The organism is Sphingopyxis sp. (genome assembly GCF_040216815.1).
Lineage (GTDB): Bacteria > Pseudomonadota > Alphaproteobacteria > Sphingomonadales > Sphingomonadaceae > Sphingopyxis.
This window is the reverse complement of the sequence record NZ_JAVJOJ010000004.1, coordinates 170,137-192,198: the sequence shown is the minus strand read 5'-3', so window position 1 is coordinate 192,198 and position 22,062 is coordinate 170,137. Positions and strand designations below refer to the sequence as shown.

Below are 22,062 nucleotides of genomic sequence, written 5' to 3'. Positions count from 1 at the left end.
GCCGGACGGCTGAATATAGTCGGGGGCACAACGAAAAGATCGAGGGAAGAGGCGCGTGAACGACATCGCCGCAAGCAGTTTTTTTGATCCGCAGGTCATCGCGGACCCGTTCGATTATTATCGCGCGTGGATGCCGAAGAGCCCCGTGGTTCAATTGTCCGACGGCATGTTCCTCGTCCTCTCCTATGACCTTTGCGCACAGGCGACGGGCGACGTCGAAACCTTTTCGAACAATTTTCAGGGGACGCTGTCGGGCGCGATGGCCGAGGATGGCGATGTCGCCGCGATCCTGTCTGAAGGCTGGCCGCAGGTCGACACGCTGCTGACCGCCGACCCGCCGGTACACACGCGCTTTCGCAAGCTCGTCAACCTCGCCTTCTCGATGAAGCGCGTCGCCGCGATCGAAGAAGATATGCGCGGGGTCGTCGCCAGACTGATCGACCGCATGGCCGGAAAGGGCGAAGCCGACTTCGTCCGCGATTTCGGCATTCCGCTGCCCGTCGCGATGATCGCGAGCCAGATCGGCATGGACGGCGAACTCGACAAGGTGAAGCGGTGGTCCGACGCTTTTGTCGACCGGCTCGGCCGGATGATCCCCAAGGAACGCGAGCTTGAGTGCGCGCGCGAAGTCGTCGAATTCCAGCATCATGTGAAGGCAAAGATCGACGAACGCCGCGCCAACCGCACCGACGATCTGCTCTCCGACCTCGTCTATGCCGCGGTCGACGGCGAACGCCCGCTCGAAGATGCCGAAATCCTCTCGATCATGCAGCAGCTGATGGTGGCGGGGAACGAAACGACCACCTCAGCGCTCGCGGGCGGGCTGCTCCAGTTGATCGAGAATCCCGACCAGATGGCAAAGGCGGTCGCTGCCGTCGACGAAGGGAATGAACGCGCGATCATCAACCTTGTCGAGGAAGTGCTGCGCATCGAAAGCCCGACCGCGGGCATGTGGCGCCTGGTTCTGAAAGATACCGAACTCGGGGGCGTGGCGATCCCCAAGGGCGCGATGGTGCAACTGCGCTACGCCGCGGCGAACCGCGATCCCGCCAAATTTTCCGATCCCGACCGCTTCGACATCGAACGCGCCAATGCGCGCAGTCACCTCGCCTTCGGCAAGGGCATTCATATGTGCGTCGGCAATATGCTCAGCCGCAAGGAAATGGCGGTCGCCTATTCCGAACTGCTGACACGGCTTACCGATTTCCGCCTCGCCGACGGCCATCAGCCCAGCTGGCCTCCGAACATGCTGCTGCGCGGCCTCACCACCCTTCCCGTCACCTTCCGGCGGCGCGCATGAATTTCGACCTCGACGAAGACCAGCTGCTGACGCGCGACACTATCGGCCGTTTCCTCGGCCCGGTCGACATCGCCGCGCGCCACGCGATGCGCAAGACCGATGGCGGCTACCCCCGCCCGCGCTGGCAGGAGGTCGCCGACCTTGGCCTGCTTGCCCTCGCGGCGCCCGAAGCGATGGGTGGACTGGGGGGAACCATGGTCGATCTCGCGCTTGCCGCCGAGGCGCTCGGCAAGGGGCTTGCCATCGATCCCTGGCTGGAGAACGGCGTTCTGCCGATCCGTCTCGCCGCGGCAGCGGGTGATGCCGCGCTCGTCGAACAATTGATCGCGGGGTCGCGGCTGGCCGCGGTCGCCTTTGCTGAGCCCGAGCGACGCTACGCGGACGAAGCCGTGGGAACGACGGCCGACGGCGACGCGATTACCGGCGCCAAGACCTTCGTACCCGGCGCGGCCATCGCCGACACCCTGCTCGTCACCCTTGCCGGAAACCGTCTTGGCAAAGTCGCGCGGAATGGCGGCAGCCTCGTTCATCAGGTCTATCCGGTCATCGATGGATCCCATGCGGGTGCGATCGACTTTCATCGCGCGCCGGCCGAAATTTTCGACCTGCCCGCGACGAAATTCGCGCGCATTCTCGGCGACGTACGCCTGCTTGCGGCCGCCGAGATGGTCGGACTGGCGCAGACGATGTTCGACGACACACTCGCCTATGTCCGCGAACGCGAGCAATTCGGGGTGGCGATCGGCAGTTTCCAGGCGCTCCAGCACCGGCTCGTCGAATGCTATGCCGCGCTCGAACTCGCTCGCTCGATGGTGCTCCGGACCGCCATGCTCGATCCCACGAGCGACGATGCAAACTGGTCGCGGGTTGCGGCGGGCGCCAAGGCCTATGTCGGCGAGGTGGGCATGCGGATCGGACTGGAGGCCGTCCAGATGCACGGCGGCATGGGCCAGACCGATGAACTCGCCATCGGCCATGGCTTGAAGCGCGTGATGCTGCTCGATCGGCTCTTCGGCGATCAGGACCATTGCCTGCGCAGCTATGCGAGGGCGGCGTGAGCGCGCTCGCCCCGATCGCGCCGGGCCTGTGGACCGACGAGCCCGAACCCCGGCTGATCGGCGGACGCGGCGCGAACGGACAGATCGTCTTTCCCTTTCCGTCGGGCGATGCCGCGGCGACGGTCGAACCCGTCGCACTGTCACGCCGCGGCACCCTATGGTCGTGGACCACGCAGGGGTTCGAGCCGAAGGAGCCTTATGACGGGCCGCAGCCGTTTCGCCCCTTCCTCATCGGTTATGTCGAGCTTGCCGGCGAGGTGATCGTCGAGACACGGATCGTCGATGCCAGCCCCGCCGACCTGATCATCGGAATGCCGATGATCTTTGCCGTCGTTCCTTTCGACGACAGGCGGTCGACCTATGCCTTCCGCCCGGAGCACCAGCCATGAACGACGACGTCTATATCATCGGCGCGGGTATCCATCCTTTTGGCCGCACCGACGGACGATCGGGTCGCGATCAGGGCGTCTTCGCGGTGCGCCAGGCGCTCGGCGACGCCGGCATTGAGTGGGGCGACGTCGAATTCGCTTATGGCGGTTCGGCGGCCGCGGGATCGGCCGACATCATGGTCAACGAATTGGGCCTGACAAGCGTGCCCTTCATCAACGTGTCGAATGGATGCGCGACCGGGGGCAGCGCGCTGACCTCGGCTCGCAATGCCGTCGCTGCCGGGGCCTGCGACATCGCACTCGCGGTGGGGTTCGACAAGCATCCGCGCGGCGCCTTCAACGCCAAGCCCGCCGAATATGGCCTGCCCGAATGGTATGGCGAGACGGGCATGATGCTGACGACGCAATTTTTCGCACTCAAGATCCAGCGCTATATGGCGCTCCACGGGATCAGCCGCCGCGCGCTGGGGCTGGTCGCCGAAAAGGCGTTTCGCAACGGCACACTCTGCGACCACGCTTGGCGCCGCTCGCCCGTCGACCTCGATACGATCCTGAACGCGCCGATGATCAACGACCCGCTGACCAAATATATGTTCTGCTCGCCCGCCGAGGGCGCAGTTGCGCTGATCCTTGCCAGCGGCAGGAAGGTGCGAGAACTCGGCTCCGACGCGGTACGCATTGCCAGCGTCGCCTTTCGCACCCGCCCCGAAGGATCGTTCGAGGTCTTCGCCCCCTCGATCAGCGTCGAGGGCGGCGGCAAGCCGACCGAGATCGCGAGCAAGGCAGCCTTTGAAATGGCGGGCATCGGCCCCCAGGATGTTTCGGTCGCGCAATTGCAGGACACCGAAAGCGGCGCCGAAATCATGCATATGGCCGAAAACGGCTTCTGCGCCGACGGCGAGCAGGAACAATGGCTGGCCGAGGGCTGGAGCGAGATCGGCGGCAGGATGCCGATCAACACCGACGGCGGCTGCCTCGCCTGCGGCGAGCCCATCGGCGCCTCGGGCCTCAGGCAAGTCTATGAAAATACGGTGCAACTGCGTGGTCGCGGCGGCGAGCGGCAGGTGCCGAACGGTCCCAAGGTGGGCTATTCCCATGTCTATGGCGCGCCCGGCCTGTCGGCGGTCGCGATTCTCGAGCGTTAGTGGATTTATGGATTTAGACCTCACCAAGGACGAACTGGATTTCCGCGAGGAGGTCCGCGACTTCCTCCGCACGTCGCTGCCCCACCATGTCCGCGATGGCGCGCGGCGCACCCCCGGCGTCTTCGTCGAACCCGACATCGGCCTCGTCTGGCACCGCATCCTCAACGACAAGGGTTGGGTCGCCTATCATTGGCCCGAGGAATGCGGGGGCACCGGCTGGACGCCGATGCAGCGCTATATCTTTGAAAAGGAATGCGCGATCGCCGGCGCGCCGGCGCTGTCGGTGCTCGGCCTCCGCCTCGTGGGCCCCGTCATCTGCGCCTTCGGAACGCAGGAGCAGAAGGACCGTTTCCTGCCCGCAATCCGCGCCGGCACCGATTATTGGTGCCAGGGCTATTCCGAACCGCAGAGCGGCTCCGATCTTGCCTCGCTACGCACCCGCGCGCGGCGCGACGGCGACGAATATGTCGTCGACGGGTCGAAAATCTGGACGACGCACGCGCATCACGCCAACTGGATCTTCTGCCTCGTCCGCACCGACAGCGAAGTGAAAAAACAGGCGGGGATCAGCTTTCTCCTCATCCCCATGGACCAGCCCGGCGTCACCGTATCGCCCATCGTCACCATGGCGGGCGACCATGAAGTCAACCAGGTCTTCCTCGACGGCGCACGGACCACGATCGACAACCGTATTGGCGAAGAGGGGCAGGGCTGGACCATCGCGAAATTTCTGCTCGAAAATGAACGCGGCGGGTCCTTTCATGCCCCGCGACTGATCCGTGCCATCGACCATCTGGAACAGCTGGCGGGGATTGCGCCCAGCGGGCACAACGGATCGCTGGCAGGCGACGTGCAGATCGCAACGCGGATCGCCAGGCTGCGGCTGGAGGCCGAAGCGCTCGAAACGACCGAACTGCGCATTTTGGTGGACATCGCCAAAGGGCGCGCGGCGGGACCGCAAACCTCGCTCGTCAAGCTCGTCTCATCCGAACTCCATCAGCGCATCGACGCGATGGCGATGGATCTGCACGGCTATGATGGCCTGCAACTCCCCACGATCCGCCCGCTCTACGGCAACGAAGCCCCGCCTGCGATCGGGGACGAGGACGCCCAGGTCGCCGCCGCCCGTTATCTCAACAGCCGCGCCTGGACCGTGTTCGGCGGGTCGAGCGAAGTTCAGAAAAACATCATAGCAAAAACGGTGCTACGCCTATGACACATGCATTGCGACTTGCCGGCCAGTGTGAAATAGTCCCGGTCGTGGGAGAGAGAGCAGCCAGGCTGCCGGACGACGGGCTCGCGTCGCCGATGACGACGAGAGCGCTCGTCGAAGCGGTTACCGTCCGCTGTGTGGAGGATATCCACGACGCGGCGGTCGCCTTGCGCGACTACGCCGCCTCGCATGGCCTGCGCGCCGCGCTGTGCGACGACATTGCGTCCAAAGAAACGATGGTCGACGCCGACGGCGCGGTACTTGCCGCCGACCTGTTCGGCTGGCTCGGCGATGGCGAACGCTGGTGGGAGGACCACCGGCTGGCGCTTCATTCGCCGCTGCCGCGTTCGTGCCGTTACGAGAGCGAAGCCTTCTGGTGCAATGGGGAGGGTTTTCGTACTGCGGTCCCCAACCCCTATCTCGATGACATTGATCTTTCGCGCTATTTCGCTGCCAACCAGCGCTATCAGGCGGCCATCGTCGTGCCGGTCCATCTTCCGTTCGGCCAGATTTCGGCGAACAGCTTTCATCCGATGGATCATGAAATCACCGATCTCTCCGACCAGTTCGCCGCGATCGGACATATTCTGGGCGCCGCGACGCGCCGCTTTATCGCGGGCTATGCATCGGCGATGCGCACCAAGCGGCGCATCCCGTCCGACTGCGAACTGTCGAAGCGCGAGGTCGAATGCCTGCGCTGGGCGGCGATCGGCAAAACCGACCGCGAGATCGGGATGATCATCTCGCTGAGCCACGCGACGGTGCGCTATCACGTCCACCGCGCGGGCGAGAAGCTGAACTCGGTCAACCGCGCACAAACGATCTTCAAGGCGGGGCAGCTGGGGTATCTGGGCGCGAATAGCTAAGCCCGTTATGCCGTCGTCATTGCGAGGAGCAGAAGGCGACACGGCAATCCAGAGCATGCGCAAACCGCTCTGGATTGCGTCGCTTCGCTCGCAATGATTAAGCCTTCGCCGATAAGCCGCCCTAACCGAGCGATCTGAGCGGCGCGCTCCCGTCCCAGTCCTTCGCCGCATCGCGCATCATCGCGAACAGCTCGCGCGTGCCCGCCTGCGGTTCGAGCAGTTCGACCAGCGTTCCCGGCCCCGTGCCGGGGTCGGCATAGATCACTCCGCCGGTGTCGCCGACCGGCGCCTCGAAGATGATCTCCGCCTTGACCTCCGCGCAGCGCGCCCGCGCCTCGGCGATCGAATCGACCAGCACGCACACATGGTGCAGCCCTTCGCCCACCGCATATTCGCCGCGATAAAGCGACCTGGCATCATTTTCGGGCCGGATCAGCTCGATCTGCATGTCGCCCCAATATCCGAGCGCCATGGTGAAGACCGGCTCGCTCGCTTCGCCTCGATAGCGCCCGCCGGGGAGCGACACATTGGGCAGCAGGAAGAAGGGGCCCGCGCCCATCACCGCGGTCCAATGCTTCACCGCGGCATCGAAGTCGCGCGGCACAAAAGCGAGCTGCATGATGTCGCCGAGCGACGCCAGCGTTGCGGGTGCGGCCATGTCTCTCCCCTCAAAAGCGATAGCGCACAAGCGCCAGCCTTTGTGCGATAAGCCTTTCGAGACCCGGAGTCATACTGGGCAAAATGTGAGGAAGTGCCATGGCCGAGTCCGATCCCAAGATCGCATCGCAGGACTGGTTCGCCGTCCGCAAACGCAACGCGCGCGCGGGTTTGCGCAAACTGGTCGCGATCATCGCCGAAAACCGCACCGACCGCGCCGACGCGCCGCTGCCGCTGCACAAGTCGATCTATACAAGCGACGCGCGCAACGCCGCAGAGATGGAGCATATTTTCCGGAACGAGCCGATCGTCGCCGGGCTGTCGGGCGACATTCCAAAGGCCGGTGATACGCTCGTCTTCGACTCGGTCGGACCGTCGATCCTCGTCACGCGCGGCAAGGACGGCGTCGCGCGGGCGTTCCTCAACATGTGCACGCACCGCGGCGCCAAGCTGGTCGAGGAGAAGGAACCGTGGAGCGGTCCGCGGCCACGCCTCGTCTGCCCCTTTCACGCCTGGACCTTCGACCCCGCGGGCCAACTCGTCGGCCAGCCGGGCAAGGAAGGCTTTGCGAACTGCGAGATCGGTGCGAGGAACCTGATCGAGCTGCCTTGCGCGGAGCATCTCGGCCTGATCTTCGTGCGCGCCAATCCCGACGGCGCGCCGATCGATGCCGCAGCGCATCTCGGCGATTTCGGGCCCGTGCTCGCCCAGCTCGAACTGCATCGCGCCGAGCCGGTGAAGAAGGGCATCCTGACCGCCGACGCCAACTGGAAGTTCGCGCTCGACACCTATGGCGAAGGCTATCATTTCAAGATGCTCCACGCCTCGACGATCGGCGGAACGCATTACAGCGACCGTAACGTCTATGAACCGATCGGCCGCCACCACCGGGTGAGTTTCCCCGACCTGTCGATCGGCAATCTCGTCGGAAAGGACGAGAGCGAATGGCCCGAGACCGATTATGGCGGGGTGCATTTCCTCTTTCCCAACACCGTCATCTTCTTTGGTGCGGTAACGCCGGGCGTCTATTTCACGCAGGTCTTTCGCCTGTTTCCCGACGGGGCAGGCAAGATGTTCTGCCAGTTCGCGGTCTATGCGCCCTTCGGGGTCGAGAGCGACGAGCATCGCGCGATGTGCGAAATGGCCTATGACGCGACCGCGACCGTCGTGCAGACCGAGGATTATCGCGTCGCGAGCAGCGGCTATGCCAATCTGATGACCGCCCCCGACGATTTTCGCGTCGTGCTGGGCGCGAACGAGCCGGCGCTGCACGGCGTCCACCGTTCGATTGCCGCGGCGTGCAAAATGCCGCTCGACCAGATCGCCTGATTATTCGGAGCATGTGATGAACGACCTCTCGCCGCCCCAGGACCCGAACCGCGACGATCGCTGCCCGGGGACCAGCTACACCGACATGCTCAACGCCGATACGCGGCGCGTCCCCGACTATCTGTTTGTCGAATCGAACCAGGAGCTAGGCGACGAACCGATCGCGATCGAGCGTTATGTCAGCGAGGATTGGGCCAAGCTGGAACGCGAACGGATGTGGCCGAACATCTGGCAGTTCGCCGCGCGCGAAGAGGATATGCCCAGCCCCGGCGACACCGTGGTCTATGACATCAACGAAAAGAGCATATTGCTCGTCCGCCAGAAGGACGGATCGGTCAAAGCCTTCTACAATGTCTGTCTTCACCGCGGCCGCAAGCTGCGCACCGAGAGTGGCCCCGCGGTGCACCTGCGTTGTCCCTTCCACGGCTTTTCCTGGCACCACGACGGCCGTTTCAAGGAAGCGCCCTGCGCGTGGGACTTCAAACATCTCGAGAACAAGGACATGAGCCTGCCCGAACTCAAGGTCGAAAGCTGGCAGGGCTTCATCCTCGTCACCGAGAATCGCGACCTCCCCTCTTTTCGCGACTGGGTTGGCCCCGGCATCGAACATTATGACAATTGGCGGCTCGACGAATGCCATACCGGCGCGTGGGTCGGTCGCGTCATCCCGGCGAACTGGAAAGCCGTCGCCGAGGCGTTCATGGAGGCCTGGCACAGCATCGTCACCCATCCGCAGATCCTGGGCTTCACCGCCGATGCGAACACGCGTTACGACCTCTACGGCGATTTCCTCAACCGCGCGATCACCCCTGCGGGCGCGATGTCGCCGCATATCAAGGGCAAGGACCAATTCTATGTCCTGAAATCGCTCGAGGAATTCATCGGCGGCGGCGACAGCCGCGCGCGGCGCAGCACGGCGTCGGCCGACGATCTGAAAGGTTTCGATGCCGACGACCCGATGCTGGCGCGCAAGGTGCTCGCACAGGCGAACCGGGACGCCTTCTCGGCAATGAACGGGCATGATTATTCGGATGCCACCGACAGCGAGATGCTCGACAACTTCACCTACAACGTCTTTCCCAACTGGGCGCCCTGGGGCGGGCTGACGCCGAACATCGTCTATCGCTGGCGGCCGTGGGGCGACGTCGATCATTGCCTGATGGAAGTGCGCATCCTGATGCGCACGCCGAAGGGCGAAACGCCGCCCAAGTCGGCACCGATGCACCTGATCCCCGACGACCAGCCCTTCGCCAGCGCCAGCCATCTGATCGGCGCCGCGCTCGCGGGCGTGTTCGATCAGGACATGGAAAATCTGCCCTATGTTCAGGAGGGGATGAAGTCCTCACCCAATGGCGTGATCGAACTCGGTCATTATCAGGAAAGCCGCATCCGGCATTTTCATCGGACGCTGGGGAAATATGTGGATGGGCAGCTGCCCTAGACACGTTCTCCCTCCCGTCATCCCGACGAAGGCCGGGATCTGCGGGTTCGGATGGATGCGAGGATGAAATCCCGGCCTTCGCCGACATGACGGAGGCGGACAATGACCGCGCTACGCGCTCGCTGTCAGGCCGGAACCGTAACCGGCGACCAGTCCTGCCGCTTCGCCCATTCCGCAAAAGGCGTCGGCGTCACGCCGAGCAGCCGCGCCGCCGGCACCGCATCCAGCGCCACTGGCGACACCGGCTGATCGTTGTACCAACGATAGAATTTGGCCATCCCATCGTAAATGCTCGCCGGCTGAACGGCGCGCGAACCGGTGACAAGCTCGCTCATCCGCGCCGCAAATTCATCGGGCGACAGACTCTGGAAGCGCACGGGGCGTCCCACCGCGACCGACAGGCGTTCGGCAACCTCTGCCCCCACCAGCGCTTCGGGTCCGCCCACGGCAATGCGGTCCGCGATCAGATCTTCGTGCAACAGCGCCGACACCATATAGGCCGCGACATCCTCCAGACTAACCCAACTGATCTTGAGCGTCTCGGCGGCGGGATAAGCAAACACCCCGCTGTTGACGATCGCGGGGCGGGACCAGATGCGCGCGATGTTGTCCATGAACACCATCGGCTCGATGATCACATAGGGCACGCCGCTCTCGTGGATCGCACGCTCGATGTCACGCCGGCCGTCGTGGGCCGACAAACCAAGGTCGCGATCGGCAACAAAGCAGCTTGTGTTGAAAACGATCTTGCGCAGCCCCGCGGCGCTCGCCGCTTCGGCGATATTGCGTCCCATCGCCGCCGCGCGCTCGCGGTCGAACTCGAAGGGAAGATGCATTGCCAGCGCGTCGTGCCCGCTGAACGCCGCGGCCAGGCTCGGCACGTCAAAGAGGTCCGCGGCAACCTCCGGCACTTCGGGATGGACCGTTGCCGCCATCGCGCCCGGCCGCCGTACGCCGGCGGTCGGTTCCAGCCCGCGTGCCTTCAAGGCCGTGAGCAGCGGGATTCCCTGATCGGCGGGGGCGCCGAGGACGATAATCTTCTTCATGCCGCACCCTCCAGTTGTTTGGCCGAAACGCGTGCGGCATGGCGCCCCGCAAGAAAACCGAACACCATCCCCGGCGCAATTGTGCCGCCCGGCCCGCCGTAGGTCATGCCCATCGCTGAGGCCATGACATTCCCCGCCGCATACAGTCCCGCGATTGGTCTGCCGTCGACGCTCAGCACCTGCCCATTGGCGTCGGTCTGCGGGCCGCCCTTGGTGCCGAGCGCCCCGCTCTTGATCTCGATCGCAAAGAAGGGCGCCCGACCGATCGGCCCGAGCGTTGCCGCGGTCGATCCGCGTCCGTGGGGATCACCCCACCATTGATCGTGCGCCCCGTCGCCGCGTCCGAAATCAGGGTCGCGCCCACCTGCGCAATGACCGTTGAACCGTTCGACCGTCGCCTCCAACGCATCGGCATCGATCCCGAGCCGCACGGCGAGTTCGGACAGGGTTTCGGCGCGCATCGCCCATTGCGGCGGTGCCACGCCGCGCTCGCCGCTGATCATCCCGAAGCCGAAGCGGTCGATATATTGCTGGTCGAAAATCAACCAGCACGGCAGGTTGGCGTAATCGAAGGCGCTGACGTCCTGATCGTGAAACGCCGCGCCGATTGCATTATAGTTTGCCGCCTCGTTGGTGAAGCGCTTGCCCGCGCGGTTGACCATGATCGAATGCGGAAGGCTGCGCTGCCCGGCGACAAGCGTTTTTCCGGTTGCGCAATCGCTCTCCGGCACCTCGGCGACGGGCATCCACCAGGCCTCGCGCATATTGCCCAGCATCGCGCCGACGCGCATCGCCATTTTGAGTCCGTCGCCGGTGTTGGTGTTGGGGCTCAGCGGATGCGTCATCGGACCGCGGATGAAGGCGCGCAGCAGGTCGGCGTCCCATTCGAACCCGCCCGTCGCGAGCACGACCGCATCGGCCGCAACCTCGACTTCGCCTCCCGCCGTATCGAACACAACGCCTGCCACATGATCACCATCCATCAACAGGCGAACGGCGCGGTGCCCGGTCTTTGGCTCGATCCCGCGGTCGAGACACGCACGCAGCAGCCGCCCGACCAGCGCCTGTCCGCTCCCGCGCAAATCACCGTCGATCCGCCGCTGCAACTCTTCGGGTGCCAGCGGCTCCGGCTTCGCCTGTCCCAAGGGCGTGTCGTAGATCGAGAAATGCGGCGAGGGATAATAGGGCGACTGCGTAACCTTGGCCGCCCATTCGCCAAGCTCGTGAAAGGAATAGAGCGGGCAGTCGAGGGAACGCCCGCCATTCGGCATTCCCCCCGGAAATTCGGCGTGATAGTCGGGGAATTGGGGAATCGGCCGGAACTGCACGGGGGTCTTCGCTTCGAGGAACGCGACCATCTCCGGCCCATGATCGAGAAACGCCTCGACCAGAGGCTGCTGCATCAGCCCGTGCGACATCGACAGGAGGTAGCACAACGCTTTTTCGCGGCTGTCCTCGACGCCGAGCGTCGCCTCGTGATGATTGTTCGGGATCCATATCATCCCGCCCGACCAGGCGGTTGTTCCCCCGACCTGCTCACCCTTTTCGAACAGCGACACGCGCGCACCCGCTTCGTACGCCGATATGGCCGCGGTAAACCCCGCGCCGCCCGTACCCAGAACAACGACATGCGGACGGACGCTCATCGTCTCAGGCGTTCAGTTGGCCAAGCATGTCGGCGGTGTCGAAATAATGGATGCGCATCGACGCCATCTTGCCCGCGTCGTCGAACGACGTGACCTCGGCAACATGCGTCTCAAAGCGCTTTCCGCTGGATTTGGCAGTCACCGTAAAATGCAGCAGCGCAACGGCGTGCTTCTCCCCGCCCACCAGTTCCACCCACCGGACCACGGGTTCCTCCCAATAGCCCATGACGTGCGCATAGAGTTTCTGCAGCGCATCGCGCCCGCGCCATTCGCCGCCATAAGGAAGCGAGCTGGGTTCATGGATGACAAAGTCGTCGGCCATATAGCCGGCGACGGCTCTCCAGTTGCCCTTGGCAACCTCGGCGTACATCGCCCTGCTCGCCTCCAGCGGCGTCATTCGATCGTTCCGATCAGCGCGCCGACCGGATAGACTTGGCCTTCAACCCCCGTCGGGCGGATCGTGCCCGCGACCTGGGCCTCGACCTCGACCGTCGTTTTGTCGGTTTCGACCGTATAGATGACGTCGCCGACCTCAACGCGCTCGCCGTCGCCGACCATCCATTCGTTCAGCGTCATTTCGGTTGCCGACATGCCGATCTTTGGAATGCGCAATTCTTCCGCCATCGTCTCAGCCTTTCCAGTTCACGGCAGCTCGCACCGCATCGGCGATCGCGTCCTTGTTCGGGATCCACGCCTGTTCGAGCGCGTTGGCCATCGGCACCGCCGAAAAGGCGCCGCCGATCCGCGTCACGGGGGCCTTGAGCTTGCCGAACAATTTTTCATTGAGCCGCGAGGCGATCTCGGCACCGGTGCCATATTGCTTTACCGCTTCGTGCAGCACCACCGCGCGGCCGGTCTTTTCGACCGACGCCGTAATCCTTGCCTCGTCATATGGGGCGATGGTGCGCAGATCGACGACCTCGACCGAAATCCCCTCCTCGGCGAGCTTGCCCGCGACTTCGAGCGCGTCGAGGACGGTGCGGCCATAGGTGACGATCGTGCAATCGCTCCCTTCGCGCGCGATCGCCGCCTGGCCGAGCGGCACGACATGCCCCGGTCCCGGATCGTCGGATTTGAGGCCGTAGCAGAGGATGTTCTCGATGAAGATCACCGGATCGTTGCACGCAATTGCCGCGCGCATCAGCCCCTGCGCATCGGCAGCGTTCGAGGGCGTGACGATCTTCAGCCCTGGCACATGCGCGAACCAGGCCTCCAGCATATCCGAATGCTGCCCGCCGAAGCCCACGCCGACCCCCGTTGTGGTGCGGATCACCAACGGCACATTGGTTTGCCCGCCCGACATGAAGCGCAGTTTCGCGGCGTGATTGACGATCTGGTCCATCGCGACTGTCACAAAATTCATCAACATGATCTCGGCGATCGGACGGAAACCCGTCAGCGCCGCGCCGACGCACGCGCCGACGATCGCGGTTTCCGAAATCGGCGTCGCGCGGATGCGGTGCTCGCCATATTTCTCGGTCAACCCCGACGAGATTTTGAACACGCCCCCGCCCTGTTTCGCGGCGACATCCTCGCCGAGCAGGATCACGCCCTCATCCTCGGCCATCGCTTCGTCGATTGCGCGGTTGATCGCCTGCGTCATCGTAATCTGGGTCATGCCGCAATCTCCTCTTCGAAGACATCCTTGCGGATTTCCTCCGGCCCCGGCAGCGGGCTGTTCGCGGCATATTCGGCGGCGGCGTCCATCTGCGCGTCGAGATCGGCGACGATCGCGTCGAGTTCGGCCTCCGTAAACTGATGATCGAGCATCAACTGGCGCAGGCGCGGCAGCGGGTCTTCCGCCGTCATTTCGGCGAGATGCTCCTTGGGCATGTAGGAAAAGTCCGAGCCGAAGAAATGGCCCATCATGCGGTAGCACATCGCCTCGATCAGCGTCGGGCCCTCGCCCGCCCGCGCCCGGTCAACAGCGGCCTTTGTGGTGTTGTACATTGCGACCGCATCGTTGCCGTCGACCTTCGCGCCCGCCATCCCATAAGCCGCAGCGCGGGTGACGATCGAATCGACCTTGGTATGGTCGGAAAAGGCGGTGTGTTCGCCATAGCGGTTGTTCTGGCAGAGGAAGATCACCGGCAGCTTCCAGAGCTGCGCCATATTCATCGCCTCGTGAAACGCGCCGATATTGGTCGCGCCGTCGCCAAAGCAGACCATCGTGACCCTGCCGTCGCCTCGGTTCTGCGACGAAAGCGCCAGGCCGTTGGCGATCGGCAGCCCCGATCCGACTACCCCCGTCGTCACCATCACCCCGGTTTCGGGATGGGTGATGTGCATCGACCCGCCCTTGCCGCGACACGTGCCGCCGACCTTGCCCGCGATCTCGGCAAACAGCGGGTTCAGCGGTACGCCTTTCGCGATCTGGTCATGCTGACCACGATAGGTGGTGACGAGGTAATCGCTCGGGTCGAGCGCCGCCATCGCCGCCGCCGACACAAGTTCCTGTCCGCGCACGGTGTAATAGATCACCGCAAGCTTGCCGGTCATCAGCAACGAACGGAATTTCTCGTCGGCGCGCGCGACGCGCATCGTGCGGGTATAAATGTCGAGCAGCGTGTCTCGATCGATCGCAGTGTCGGTCATGCAGGCTCTCCGATACCGAGTTGGGGGTTGGCGCTGTCGATGGCGGCGGGTCTGGCGGCGACGCGATCGCGCCAGGCGGCAAGGTTGGTCAGCGCCGGATCGGGCGGCTGACCCACCATCGCGCCAAATTCGACGAAGCTATAGAGAAGGATGTCGGCGAGGCTGAATCGTTCGCCGGCAAGCCACGGCCCTTCGCCCAGCAGCCGGTCGACCTGTGCCAGCCCGTCGGCGGCGAGCCGCTTCAGGTCGGCGGCGGCATCGGGCAGGCAGAGCAGTCGGCTCTCGAACATCGGCATCCCTTCGGCGCCGCGAAATCCGGCGGTCATCGGCACGACGACGAGCTGGTCGACGATCCGCATCAGCATCCGCGTCCGTGCGCGTTCCGCCGCGGTTGCACCGAGCAACGCATGGCCGCCCAGCGTTTCGTCCATATATTCGCAAATCGCGATGCTTTCGGCGATGCAGGAGCCATCGTCCAGTTCGAGCAAGGGCGTATGCGCCAGCGGGCTCTTCGCGGAGAAGTCCGGCTGGCGGTTTTCGGCCGCCATGATATCGACGAACTGCCGATCGACCTGCACCCCCGTCTCGGCGAGATACATCAGCACCACGCGCGGATTGGGGCCGAGCGATTGATAGAGCTTCATCGCGGCGCGCCTCAGAACTGGACGCGCTTGGTAAAGCCGCCGTCGATGACGAGATGCGCGCCGGTCATATAGGGGCAGGCGGGCGAGGCCATGAATACGATCGCTTTCGCAACCTCCTCAGGCTCGCCAAAGCGCCCCATCGGCATCTGAGCCAGCGTGCCTTCGTAAAGCGACGGCACCGCCGACTTGATGGTCTCCCAATTGCCGCCCGGATAATAGATGGCACCCGGGGAGACGATGTTGACGCGGATATTCTGCGCAGCGAGCGCCTGGCTCAATTGCGAGCCATAAGTGATAAGCGCGGCCTTCAGCGCGTTGAACGCTTGCGGCACGATGAAGGTCTCGACTGCCGCGGTCGACGACATGAAGATGATCGATCCCGATCCCGACGCCGCAAGCGCCTCGGTCAGCGTCTCGACCCCATGCACCGCGCCCATAATGTCCATGTCGAGCCCGCGCTGCCAGTCGCCGGTCGCGCCCTGCCCCGACGAACTCGCCGTATGGATGAAGATGTCGCAGCCCCCCAGAGTGTCGCGCGCCTTTTCCAGCCAGGCGCGATAACCGTCGGGGTTGCCGGTCATGTCGAACTGCTCGCCAAGGACCTTGCCAGGCCCCGCTGCGTCGATCGCCGCCGCCGCCGCCGCGACCTTTTCCGCATCGCGCGAGAAAAAGGCGACATCGGCGCCCTCGGCGGCAAAAATCTTGAGCGAGGCGAGCCCCAGCCCGTGCGCGCCGCCGTTGATGATCACCTTTTTGCCCGCCAGTCCCAGGTCCATCGCATCCTCCTCATCCGGTTTTGAGGCGATACTATCCCGCTGCGAGACCGGGCGACATCAGCAAAAATGGGAGCGGCTTTCCGCCGCCGCTTCTCGGTCGGGACGCTATCGTTCCGGCCCGAGCCAGGCCGGTTGCGGACCTTTATCCGAAGTCCCCCTCACCGGATCGAGATCGTGACATCGATCACAGCCGCAGCGCGAAAAGCTGTCATTCCTATGTGCGAATGGTCCCCCCGGGCGCGTTCGCGGCCATCCGGCCGAAACCTTGTCCCCTTGATTATTTATCGAAAATGGCGAAGCTATGATGTTGGAACAAATGGAAAAAGGATCGTCCATGGGAAATATGTGGGCCGTGGCGGCCCTGATGGCGGCCGCCGCGTCGCCCGCCCAAGCTCACGAGCAGCGCGCGCCGTCCCTGTTCGAAATTATCGATGTTGACCGCGATACCGTTCCGGCCGGGACACCAGCGGCGTTCGAGGCGATATTCGGCCGCGCACCACACAATGAGGCGCGGCGCGAAGTCGACGGATCGGCATTTCTGTTTGTGCCGCTGACGCTGATCCCGCTCGCGGACGAAAGGACCGCGCTGGTCAGCACCGGCGCCAACGAATGCACCGGCGCAGCCTGTTCGGGTATCAATGCGGTGCATTATCTGCGGAGCGAGCGGGGCAGCTACCAGGTCGACGGCGAATGGATGGGCGTCGGCGCGAGCGGCACCTTTGGCAATCCGGCGCGGCGTTGGGGATGGACCGACGCGATCGCCCGCGACCCCGTGCTGTATACCGAGGGCGGCGGCGTGGGGCAGGGATATGCCTGTTCCCATGCGTCATTGACGGCGTTCACGCCGGAGGGGCCGGTCGCGATCGCCGACATCCCGATCCATTATTCCAGCGAAGGGGCACTCGATACCGATGGCACCGTCCTCAAGGGCAGGATCACGGCGGCGAAGAAAGGCCGCAGCTTCACCGTGAGCTATCGGGGGTCGCGCAGCTTCAGCGAGCGCTACGTCCGCGGGCGGGACGGCCGATATACAGTACGCGGCGGAACAAAGGTGCCCGGTTGCTGACTGCCGGGTACGAAGAAGGCATCGGGTTGAAGGAGGATCTGGGGTGAAGTCTTGCACTCTATTATGGCTGGGCTCAGCACTGGCGATTCCGGCGATGTTCGTTGCGGGTCACAGCCGGGCGCAGATGACCCATGCGCAGAATCAACAAATGCAGCAGCGGCATGCGCGCGACATGAACGTGCAGGGCTGGCTCAACCAGCAGCGCCAGATGCAGGGGCAGCAGTCGGGACCCCGGCAATCGCCGCAGCCCGATCCGATGGAAGGTGCCGTAAATAATATGCGGGCGCTCATCGAATTGCGGCATCAAAGCCTGACCGCCGCGGTACAAGGCCTGAAGGCGTTGACGAATGACCCGCGCTACCGAAAGCTGATGCAGGGCTATTGGACCCAGTACCAGGAAGGCGCGGCGCCCGAACCCGGCCGTCAATGCGCGGCGACCTTTATGAACGGGGACGGCATGCTGGGAATAACCGCCCTCGGCGGGTATCGCGATCCGGCGCTCCTGCTGCTGAGCGGAGCAGATGTCCCCACGCCGGATCAGACGGTGAAAGTCAGCGCAACGCTGCATCAGACGGACGAGCGCCCGCAGACCGTGCCCGTTTATAATTTCATCACGCCCGGCACGGCTGCAGGCACGGTCGCCTTTGCGGTTCCGAGTCTGGAGGCGGCCGCGCAGGGCCTGGCCGACAAGGCGGAGATTGCGGTCGATATCGCTGGAAAGCGCATTTATGCGGTGAAATATCATAGCGGGCGCGAGGCGGGTAGCGCACTCGCGCGTTGCGCTGGGGCGAAGGGGCAGGCGCGATGACCGTGCACGCCCTGTTCACCCGGCTTTGGAAAAGCTGTCCGGCCCTTCTGCTGCTGGCCTTGGGCTGGTGTTTCTGGCCAGCGCCCGCCACGGCGCAACACGTCTGTTCGGGACGGTCTGACGAAGTGATGGTGGGCGTGGGGCGCGGCGGTCCGGGCGTCGCCGGGCCTCCCTTGTGTCGATGGGTGACCCAATCCGATCAGGCTCCGGTATCAGGTGACGATTACTCCGCGATCGCCTGGCACCCCGATGCCAACGATGTATGGGCATCAGCGTTGCACAACAGTCCGGGTGGCGCGGTTCTCGATGCAAAAAGCGCCTGCACGGCAGTGATGGGCGAGGGCTGCGAGTCAACTTGGCAGGTCAACGGTTATATCGTCGTATCGCGCACCAATTATGGCGATGTCATGTGGCTGAAGCACGACAAGAAGAGCGCGGCCCGCCGTGAGATGGCGAAATGGTGTGAGGAGAAAAACCTGCGCTGCACCGAGATTGGCATGTTCAAGAGCAGCGACAGATACAGGGGCTACAACCCGCAGGCGGTCACCAACCTGCGCCGCCCCGAGGATATTGCCAATATTCGACGCAGCTATGCTGCTGCGTACCTGGACATGCGGGAAAACTCCACGGCCGACGGCTTTATTGCCACGGGCTATGCCAGTTTGGACGAGGCAAAAGCAGCCGCCTTGCAGGCATGCCGTAACGCCGAACCTGGGGATGACGAGTGCGAATTTGTCAATTCAAGTGGTAGCCGGGTCATGATCCTTTATTCCGATGTGACCGGACAAACCTATTTAAGAACCGACTTCTCGCTTGCGGATGCGGCCGAGGGCATGAAGCTTTATTGCGAACGAAAGCCCGCCGAAGGTTGCCGAGTGGAACGGACATATGATGTCAGCGTGCGGGGAATGCACCGTTTTCCCTATCGCGTTCAGCGCTGACAGTACGCCGATCCCCCGAACTTTCCGTGCGGTACTGATCTTGCCAATGTTTGGTAGCTGCCCCTGTTCGGCGACGATTTCCATGCCACAAACCACCGAAGGATGACGACGATGAGGACCATTCGACGCAGCCATAAGGCCATGCAAGCGGCCGTCCTGCTTGCCCTGTTTGCCGCCTTTTCTCCGGCTGTCGGCCAAGCCCAGTACCGCGTGATCGAGAACGGCCCGCCCCATCTCAAGCTGCCGGGGATGCCCACGCGGAGCCAGATCATCCGCGACATCTATTTCGAAAAAGGCGCCGGGACACCCTCTGGCGGACCCGTTGCCTTTGATCTGGGCGACGGCCGCGAGGCTGTCTGGTGGTATGGGCATGGCTTCGATTTCAATGACAGGGATTATATCACCGCCTTCGTCTATCTGTCGCGCGGCGACGATCCGGACGGCGACGATCATCTGGCGAGCGTTGCACAGGCGACTTACCGGATGGGCAGCGCCGGATGGCGATTGATCGACACCGACGGCCATATCGGCAGCTTTGCGCTGGGCCGCATCAGCGAACGTGCGGCCGATGTCGACACGGACGGACGCATCCAAACGGACGGACGCAAAGTCGTGCGACACGAAACCGCCGACGGTCGCCTGCTGCTGGCGGTGCCGGCGCGGACATTCGCATATGGTATCGAACGACTGGGCTATGAGATGTTCCTGTTCGATCCCAATAGGGTAGACCCCGTTCGCAACGGATTATGGGCGGCGCTCGGCTGGGTCGATGCTGGCGCAAATAACGCTGCCGATTGCGACGAGGAGTCGCGCCGCGCCTGTTGGGCGATGACGGGATCGCTGTCCTTCGTTCCCCGCCCCGCGGGCGTCCCCGACGTGAAAATAAGCTTTAGCGGAAGTCGGCTTGAAGGGCCGGGTCATATCCGCAAACTCGGTCCAGACGATCATATGTCCTACAGCTACGACGCCGACGAACGCGCATATGTGGTCGCAACATCGACGATCGCCGCGAACTGACGCCAAAGCAGCTGACCGTCCATCAGACCCGAATATCGCCCAAAAAAGGAGATTGAAAATTGCATCGCATTCTATTGCCCTTTGCCATGGCCCTTGCGCTCGCGGCCTGCGGACAGAAAGCAGGTGACGACGAACGCACCCCCGGCAAGGAGGCTGCGGCCGAGACGATAGCCGCAGACGCGGCAGCGACCAGCGACGCCGCCCCGGCCGATTTCGATGTGGCCGCCATCCCCCTTTCCGACGCGGCGCTCGGTGTCTTTCCCTATTTTTCGCTTCCGACGGGTTATGAGCCGGTCGGCAAGCCGCAAACGCAGGATTTCGGACATTTCCTGTTCTGGACCGGAAAGGGCCTGCAGGATGTCGAAGGAACGGTCTATTTTTCCGAAATCACGGCGGCCGACGGCAAGAATTATTCCGCTTATGAGCTCAAGAAGAATATCGACGCCGTCGTACGCGAGGCAGGCGGCGTTCTGCTGACCGACAGCAAGATTCCGGTCGAGCTTCGCGATCAGATTCCGCGCGAAATCCGGGTCGGCATGCCCGAAGCGCTGGGGGACATCTACAATAACCCGGTAAACACTTGGCTGATCCGACGCAACGACCGGCAGATCTGGGTCCATTTCACCACTACGACCGCCGGCGCCAATTGGACGATCGTGGAAACGAAGCCCTTTGAGCAGACCGCGACCCTGCTGCCTGCCGCGAAGCTGCGCGACGCGCTGGCCAAGGACGGAAAGGCGACAATCCAGGTTCACTTCGCCACCGACCGCGCCGACATCCTGCCGGCCTCGCAGCCGCAAATCGGCGAAGTCGCAGCGCTGCTGAAACAGGATTCCTCGCTCCGGCTGGGTGTCAACGGTCATACGGACGACAGCGGCTCCGCCGATCACAATCGCACCCTTTCGAGCGCCCGCGCAAAGTCGGTGGTGGCCGCGCTTGTCGCTGCGGGCATCGCCCCTGCAAGGCTCGAAGCGAAGGGGTTTGGTGCCGACAGGCCGGTTGCCGACAACGCAACCGAGGCAGGCAAGGCCAGGAACCGGCGCGTCGAGCTCGTGCGTCTTTAAGGCCCAGCGCAGCCACCTGCGCTTCGGTGCCAGGCCGCGGCTTTAAATCTCTGCCGGACGCGGTTGGCTGACGGGCAGTCCGGCCAACCGCTACTTCCCGCCCACCAAGGACACTGGACAACCTGAATGCTTGCCGGGCGCAAAGCCCCGACACGAAACGCAAAACAGCAAGCAATTATTCGGAACTTATCGCTTTACCTCAACCTGACTTGAGATTTTATAGAGGTGCTCCTCGATTCGACGACAGGAGCCCTTGGTGGCAGATCAATCCGAAATGACGGGCTTATTCGCCCAGCAGGCGCCGCGACAAACGTGCGATCTGCTGGCCAAGGCCGTCCGCTGGTCGGCCCGCCGTCAACGCATCGTCGACCATGCCGTGCAGCGCGTGAAAAATAAACGCCGCAACGCGAATGGGGGTGTCGCCCCCCAAATTCCATGCGCCCGCCGACTGTCCGGCCGCGACCAGCGCGGCCAGATGGCGGACGATGTCGGTCTCATCCATCGCGTGACGATGCGGCATTGCCGGGCCGTGAAAGACGAGGTCGTGCAGGATGTGCATGTCGAAATAGGCGTCGGTAGCGGTGACGATCCACGCTTCGAACCGCCCGTCCCAATCGCCGGGCGGCCGCGCCTCGACCGCCGCCACGACGCGCGCCTCAAATTCGTCGCTGAAATGTCGGCGCAGCGCGGCGATCAGATCGGCCTTGCCCGCGAAATAATGATAGAAAGTCCCCTTGGCGACACCCGCCTGCGCGGCGATGTCGTCGATCGAGCTTTCGGGCAATCGCCGGTCGACCATCAGCGCGATCGCCGCATCGATAATCTGCGCCCGGCGCACGTCGGACTTGCGCAGCGGCGGTTCGTCTACGCCGAACTGCGGGCGTCTGCGGACCGGCCGCGCCGACGGACGTTTTCCGCCAATGAGAGCTCTGCCTGACACCCTTGGGGTTTAACAGCATCGGTCCCGAAGATGCGACCCCTTGACCCGAATTTTCTTTATCAATAATCATTCTCAATAATATCGACTCGAAGTCGAATTTTTGAAAAGGCCCCCCTCCGTG

At 63.7% G+C, this 22,062-nt stretch carries 23 protein-coding genes; 13 read left to right on the top strand and 10 right to left on the bottom strand.

Translation table 11 applies throughout. From position 1 onward, the window contains the following. Positions 1 to 55: 55 nt before the first annotated feature. The 6 genes from RIA72_RS04755 (at position 56) to RIA72_RS04730 (ending at position 5,971) form a co-directional block, all read left to right on the top strand. Positions 56 to 1,300: a cytochrome P450 gene (locus RIA72_RS04755; RefSeq protein WP_350031177.1), complete on the top strand. Its 1,245-nt coding sequence runs from the start codon at positions 56 to 58 to the stop codon at positions 1,298 to 1,300. Continuing rightward, positions 1,297 to 2,358 (top strand): acyl-CoA dehydrogenase family protein, encoded by a 1,062-nt coding sequence (locus tag RIA72_RS04750; RefSeq protein ID WP_350031176.1) that lies wholly within the window; start codon positions 1,297 to 1,299, stop codon positions 2,356 to 2,358. Before RIA72_RS04755 ends, RIA72_RS04750 begins: the two co-directional genes overlap by 4 nt. Further along, on the top strand, positions 2,355 to 2,747 hold the full coding sequence (locus RIA72_RS04745; RefSeq protein WP_350031175.1) for a Zn-ribbon domain-containing OB-fold protein: 393 nt from the start codon (positions 2,355 to 2,357) through the stop codon (positions 2,745 to 2,747). Before RIA72_RS04750 ends, RIA72_RS04745 begins: the two co-directional genes overlap by 4 nt. Then, positions 2,744 to 3,892, top strand: a complete 1,149-nt coding sequence (locus tag RIA72_RS04740; protein ID WP_350031174.1) for a thiolase family protein — start codon at positions 2,744 to 2,746, stop codon at positions 3,890 to 3,892. Before RIA72_RS04745 ends, RIA72_RS04740 begins: the two co-directional genes overlap by 4 nt. Before the next feature lie 7 nt (positions 3,893 to 3,899). Beyond that, on the top strand, positions 3,900 to 5,108 hold the full coding sequence (locus RIA72_RS04735; protein WP_350031173.1) for an acyl-CoA dehydrogenase family protein: 1,209 nt from the start codon (positions 3,900 to 3,902) through the stop codon (positions 5,106 to 5,108). Positions 5,109 to 5,200: 92 nt separating this feature from the next. After that, the gene (locus RIA72_RS04730) at positions 5,201 to 5,971 is read left to right on the top strand and encodes a helix-turn-helix transcriptional regulator (protein ID WP_350031172.1); all 771 of its coding nucleotides are present in this window, start codon (positions 5,201 to 5,203) and stop codon (positions 5,969 to 5,971) included. Positions 5,972 to 6,092: 121 nt separating this feature from the next. On the opposite strand, the gene RIA72_RS04725 is transcribed toward RIA72_RS04730, so the two are convergent. Next, complete coding sequence (locus RIA72_RS04725; protein ID WP_350031171.1) at positions 6,093 to 6,629, bottom strand: VOC family protein; 537 nt, start codon at positions 6,627 to 6,629, stop codon at positions 6,093 to 6,095. Positions 6,630 to 6,727: 98 nt separating this feature from the next. On the opposite strand from RIA72_RS04725, the gene RIA72_RS04720 reads away from it, so the two are divergent. Together RIA72_RS04720 and RIA72_RS04715 are read left to right on the top strand one after the other, a co-directional pair. Further along, on the top strand, positions 6,728 to 7,957 hold the full coding sequence (locus RIA72_RS04720; RefSeq protein ID WP_350031170.1) for an aromatic ring-hydroxylating oxygenase subunit alpha: 1,230 nt from the start codon (positions 6,728 to 6,730) through the stop codon (positions 7,955 to 7,957). 16 nt (positions 7,958 to 7,973) lie between these two features. Then, positions 7,974 to 9,398: an aromatic ring-hydroxylating oxygenase subunit alpha gene (locus tag RIA72_RS04715; RefSeq protein WP_350031169.1), complete on the top strand. Its 1,425-nt coding sequence runs from the start codon at positions 7,974 to 7,976 to the stop codon at positions 9,396 to 9,398. 125 nt (positions 9,399 to 9,523) lie between these two features. On the opposite strand, the gene RIA72_RS04710 is transcribed toward RIA72_RS04715, so the two are convergent. Genes RIA72_RS04710 through RIA72_RS04675 form a run of 8 tightly spaced genes read right to left on the bottom strand, consistent with a single transcriptional unit; the run spans position 9,524 to position 16,105 of the window. After that, a complete protein-coding gene (locus RIA72_RS04710; RefSeq protein WP_350031168.1) occupies positions 9,524 to 10,444 on the bottom strand; it encodes an SDR family oxidoreductase in 921 nt (306 codons plus the stop codon). Then, positions 10,441 to 12,090: an FAD-dependent oxidoreductase gene (locus RIA72_RS04705; RefSeq protein WP_350031167.1), complete on the bottom strand. Its 1,650-nt coding sequence runs from the start codon at positions 12,088 to 12,090 to the stop codon at positions 10,441 to 10,443. Before RIA72_RS04705 ends, RIA72_RS04710 begins: the two co-directional genes overlap by 4 nt. 4 nt (positions 12,091 to 12,094) lie before the next feature. After that, positions 12,095 to 12,487 (bottom strand): nuclear transport factor 2 family protein, encoded by a 393-nt coding sequence (locus RIA72_RS04700; RefSeq protein ID WP_350031166.1) that lies wholly within the window; start codon positions 12,485 to 12,487, stop codon positions 12,095 to 12,097. After that, positions 12,484 to 12,714: a biotin/lipoyl-containing protein gene (locus tag RIA72_RS04695; protein WP_350031165.1), complete on the bottom strand. Its 231-nt coding sequence runs from the start codon at positions 12,712 to 12,714 to the stop codon at positions 12,484 to 12,486. The genes RIA72_RS04700 and RIA72_RS04695 overlap by 4 nt, the downstream gene beginning before the upstream one ends. A gap of 4 nt (positions 12,715 to 12,718) precedes the next feature. Then, the gene (locus tag RIA72_RS04690) at positions 12,719 to 13,708 is read right to left on the bottom strand and encodes an alpha-ketoacid dehydrogenase subunit beta (RefSeq protein WP_350031164.1); all 990 of its coding nucleotides are present in this window, start codon (positions 13,706 to 13,708) and stop codon (positions 12,719 to 12,721) included. After that, positions 13,705 to 14,685 carry a thiamine pyrophosphate-dependent dehydrogenase E1 component subunit alpha gene (locus RIA72_RS04685; RefSeq protein WP_350031163.1) on the bottom strand — a complete coding sequence of 327 codons (981 nt, stop codon included), beginning with the start codon at positions 14,683 to 14,685 and terminating at the stop codon, positions 13,705 to 13,707. Before RIA72_RS04685 ends, RIA72_RS04690 begins: the two co-directional genes overlap by 4 nt. Beyond that, positions 14,682 to 15,329, bottom strand: a complete 648-nt coding sequence (locus RIA72_RS04680) for a glutathione S-transferase family protein (protein ID WP_350031162.1) — start codon at positions 15,327 to 15,329, stop codon at positions 14,682 to 14,684. The genes RIA72_RS04685 and RIA72_RS04680 overlap by 4 nt, the downstream gene beginning before the upstream one ends. Positions 15,330 to 15,340: 11 nt before the next feature. Further along, on the bottom strand, positions 15,341 to 16,105 hold the full coding sequence (locus RIA72_RS04675; protein ID WP_350031161.1) for an SDR family NAD(P)-dependent oxidoreductase: 765 nt from the start codon (positions 16,103 to 16,105) through the stop codon (positions 15,341 to 15,343). Positions 16,106 to 16,439: 334 nt separating this feature from the next. On the opposite strand from RIA72_RS04675, the gene RIA72_RS04670 reads away from it, so the two are divergent. The 5 genes from RIA72_RS04670 (at position 16,440) to RIA72_RS04650 (ending at position 21,001) form a co-directional block, all read left to right on the top strand. Continuing rightward, complete coding sequence (locus RIA72_RS04670) at positions 16,440 to 17,171, top strand: hypothetical protein (protein WP_350031160.1); 732 nt, start codon at positions 16,440 to 16,442, stop codon at positions 17,169 to 17,171. 124 nt (positions 17,172 to 17,295) lie between these two features. After that, entirely contained in the window at positions 17,296 to 17,979 is a 684-nt protein-coding gene (locus tag RIA72_RS04665) for a hypothetical protein (RefSeq protein WP_350031159.1), read from the top strand. Then, positions 17,976 to 18,920: a DUF4189 domain-containing protein gene (locus tag RIA72_RS04660; protein WP_350031158.1), complete on the top strand. Its 945-nt coding sequence runs from the start codon at positions 17,976 to 17,978 to the stop codon at positions 18,918 to 18,920. Before RIA72_RS04665 ends, RIA72_RS04660 begins: the two co-directional genes overlap by 4 nt. Positions 18,921 to 19,031: 111 nt before the next feature. Next, positions 19,032 to 19,937, top strand: a complete 906-nt coding sequence (locus RIA72_RS04655; protein ID WP_350031157.1) for a hypothetical protein — start codon at positions 19,032 to 19,034, stop codon at positions 19,935 to 19,937. A 59-nt stretch (positions 19,938 to 19,996) separates the two neighbouring features. After that, positions 19,997 to 21,001 (top strand): OmpA family protein, encoded by a 1,005-nt coding sequence (locus tag RIA72_RS04650; RefSeq protein ID WP_350031156.1) that lies wholly within the window; start codon positions 19,997 to 19,999, stop codon positions 20,999 to 21,001. 283 nt (positions 21,002 to 21,284) lie between these two features. On the opposite strand, the gene RIA72_RS04645 is transcribed toward RIA72_RS04650, so the two are convergent. Then, entirely contained in the window at positions 21,285 to 21,941 is a 657-nt protein-coding gene (locus RIA72_RS04645; RefSeq protein ID WP_350031155.1) for a TetR/AcrR family transcriptional regulator, read from the bottom strand. Positions 21,942 to 22,062: the final 121 nt, after the last annotated feature.

Excerpts from the sequence above, each read along its gene's own strand:
- RIA72_RS04750 (WP_350031176.1), top strand. The coding sequence starts at position 1,297 with ATGAATTTCGACCTCGACGAAGACCAGCTGCTGACGCGCGACACTATC.
- RIA72_RS04740 (WP_350031174.1), top strand. The coding sequence starts at position 2,744 with ATGAACGACGACGTCTATATCATCGGCGCGGGTATCCATCCTTTTGGC.
- RIA72_RS04735 (WP_350031173.1), top strand. The coding sequence starts at position 3,900 with ATGGATTTAGACCTCACCAAGGACGAACTGGATTTCCGCGAGGAGGTC.
- RIA72_RS04730 (WP_350031172.1), top strand. The coding sequence starts at position 5,201 with ATGACGACGAGAGCGCTCGTCGAAGCGGTTACCGTCCGCTGTGTGGAG.
- RIA72_RS04725 (WP_350031171.1), bottom strand. The coding sequence starts at position 6,629 with ATGGCCGCACCCGCAACGCTGGCGTCGCTCGGCGACATCATGCAGCTC.
- RIA72_RS04720 (WP_350031170.1), top strand. The coding sequence starts at position 6,728 with ATGGCCGAGTCCGATCCCAAGATCGCATCGCAGGACTGGTTCGCCGTC.
- RIA72_RS04715 (WP_350031169.1), top strand. The coding sequence starts at position 7,974 with ATGAACGACCTCTCGCCGCCCCAGGACCCGAACCGCGACGATCGCTGC.
- RIA72_RS04710 (WP_350031168.1), bottom strand. The coding sequence starts at position 10,444 with ATGAAGAAGATTATCGTCCTCGGCGCCCCCGCCGATCAGGGAATCCCG.
- RIA72_RS04705 (WP_350031167.1), bottom strand. The coding sequence starts at position 12,090 with ATGAGCGTCCGTCCGCATGTCGTTGTTCTGGGTACGGGCGGCGCGGGG.
- RIA72_RS04700 (WP_350031166.1), bottom strand. The coding sequence starts at position 12,487 with ATGACGCCGCTGGAGGCGAGCAGGGCGATGTACGCCGAGGTTGCCAAG.
- RIA72_RS04695 (WP_350031165.1), bottom strand. The coding sequence starts at position 12,714 with ATGGCGGAAGAATTGCGCATTCCAAAGATCGGCATGTCGGCAACCGAA.
- RIA72_RS04690 (WP_350031164.1), bottom strand. The coding sequence starts at position 13,708 with ATGACCCAGATTACGATGACGCAGGCGATCAACCGCGCAATCGACGAA.
- RIA72_RS04685 (WP_350031163.1), bottom strand. The coding sequence starts at position 14,685 with ATGACCGACACTGCGATCGATCGAGACACGCTGCTCGACATTTATACC.
- RIA72_RS04680 (WP_350031162.1), bottom strand. The coding sequence starts at position 15,329 with ATGAAGCTCTATCAATCGCTCGGCCCCAATCCGCGCGTGGTGCTGATG.
- RIA72_RS04675 (WP_350031161.1), bottom strand. The coding sequence starts at position 16,105 with ATGGACCTGGGACTGGCGGGCAAAAAGGTGATCATCAACGGCGGCGCG.
- RIA72_RS04670 (WP_350031160.1), top strand. The coding sequence starts at position 16,440 with ATGGGAAATATGTGGGCCGTGGCGGCCCTGATGGCGGCCGCCGCGTCG.
- RIA72_RS04665 (WP_350031159.1), top strand. The coding sequence starts at position 17,296 with ATGACCCATGCGCAGAATCAACAAATGCAGCAGCGGCATGCGCGCGAC.
- RIA72_RS04660 (WP_350031158.1), top strand. The coding sequence starts at position 17,976 with ATGACCGTGCACGCCCTGTTCACCCGGCTTTGGAAAAGCTGTCCGGCC.
- RIA72_RS04655 (WP_350031157.1), top strand. The coding sequence starts at position 19,032 with ATGAGGACCATTCGACGCAGCCATAAGGCCATGCAAGCGGCCGTCCTG.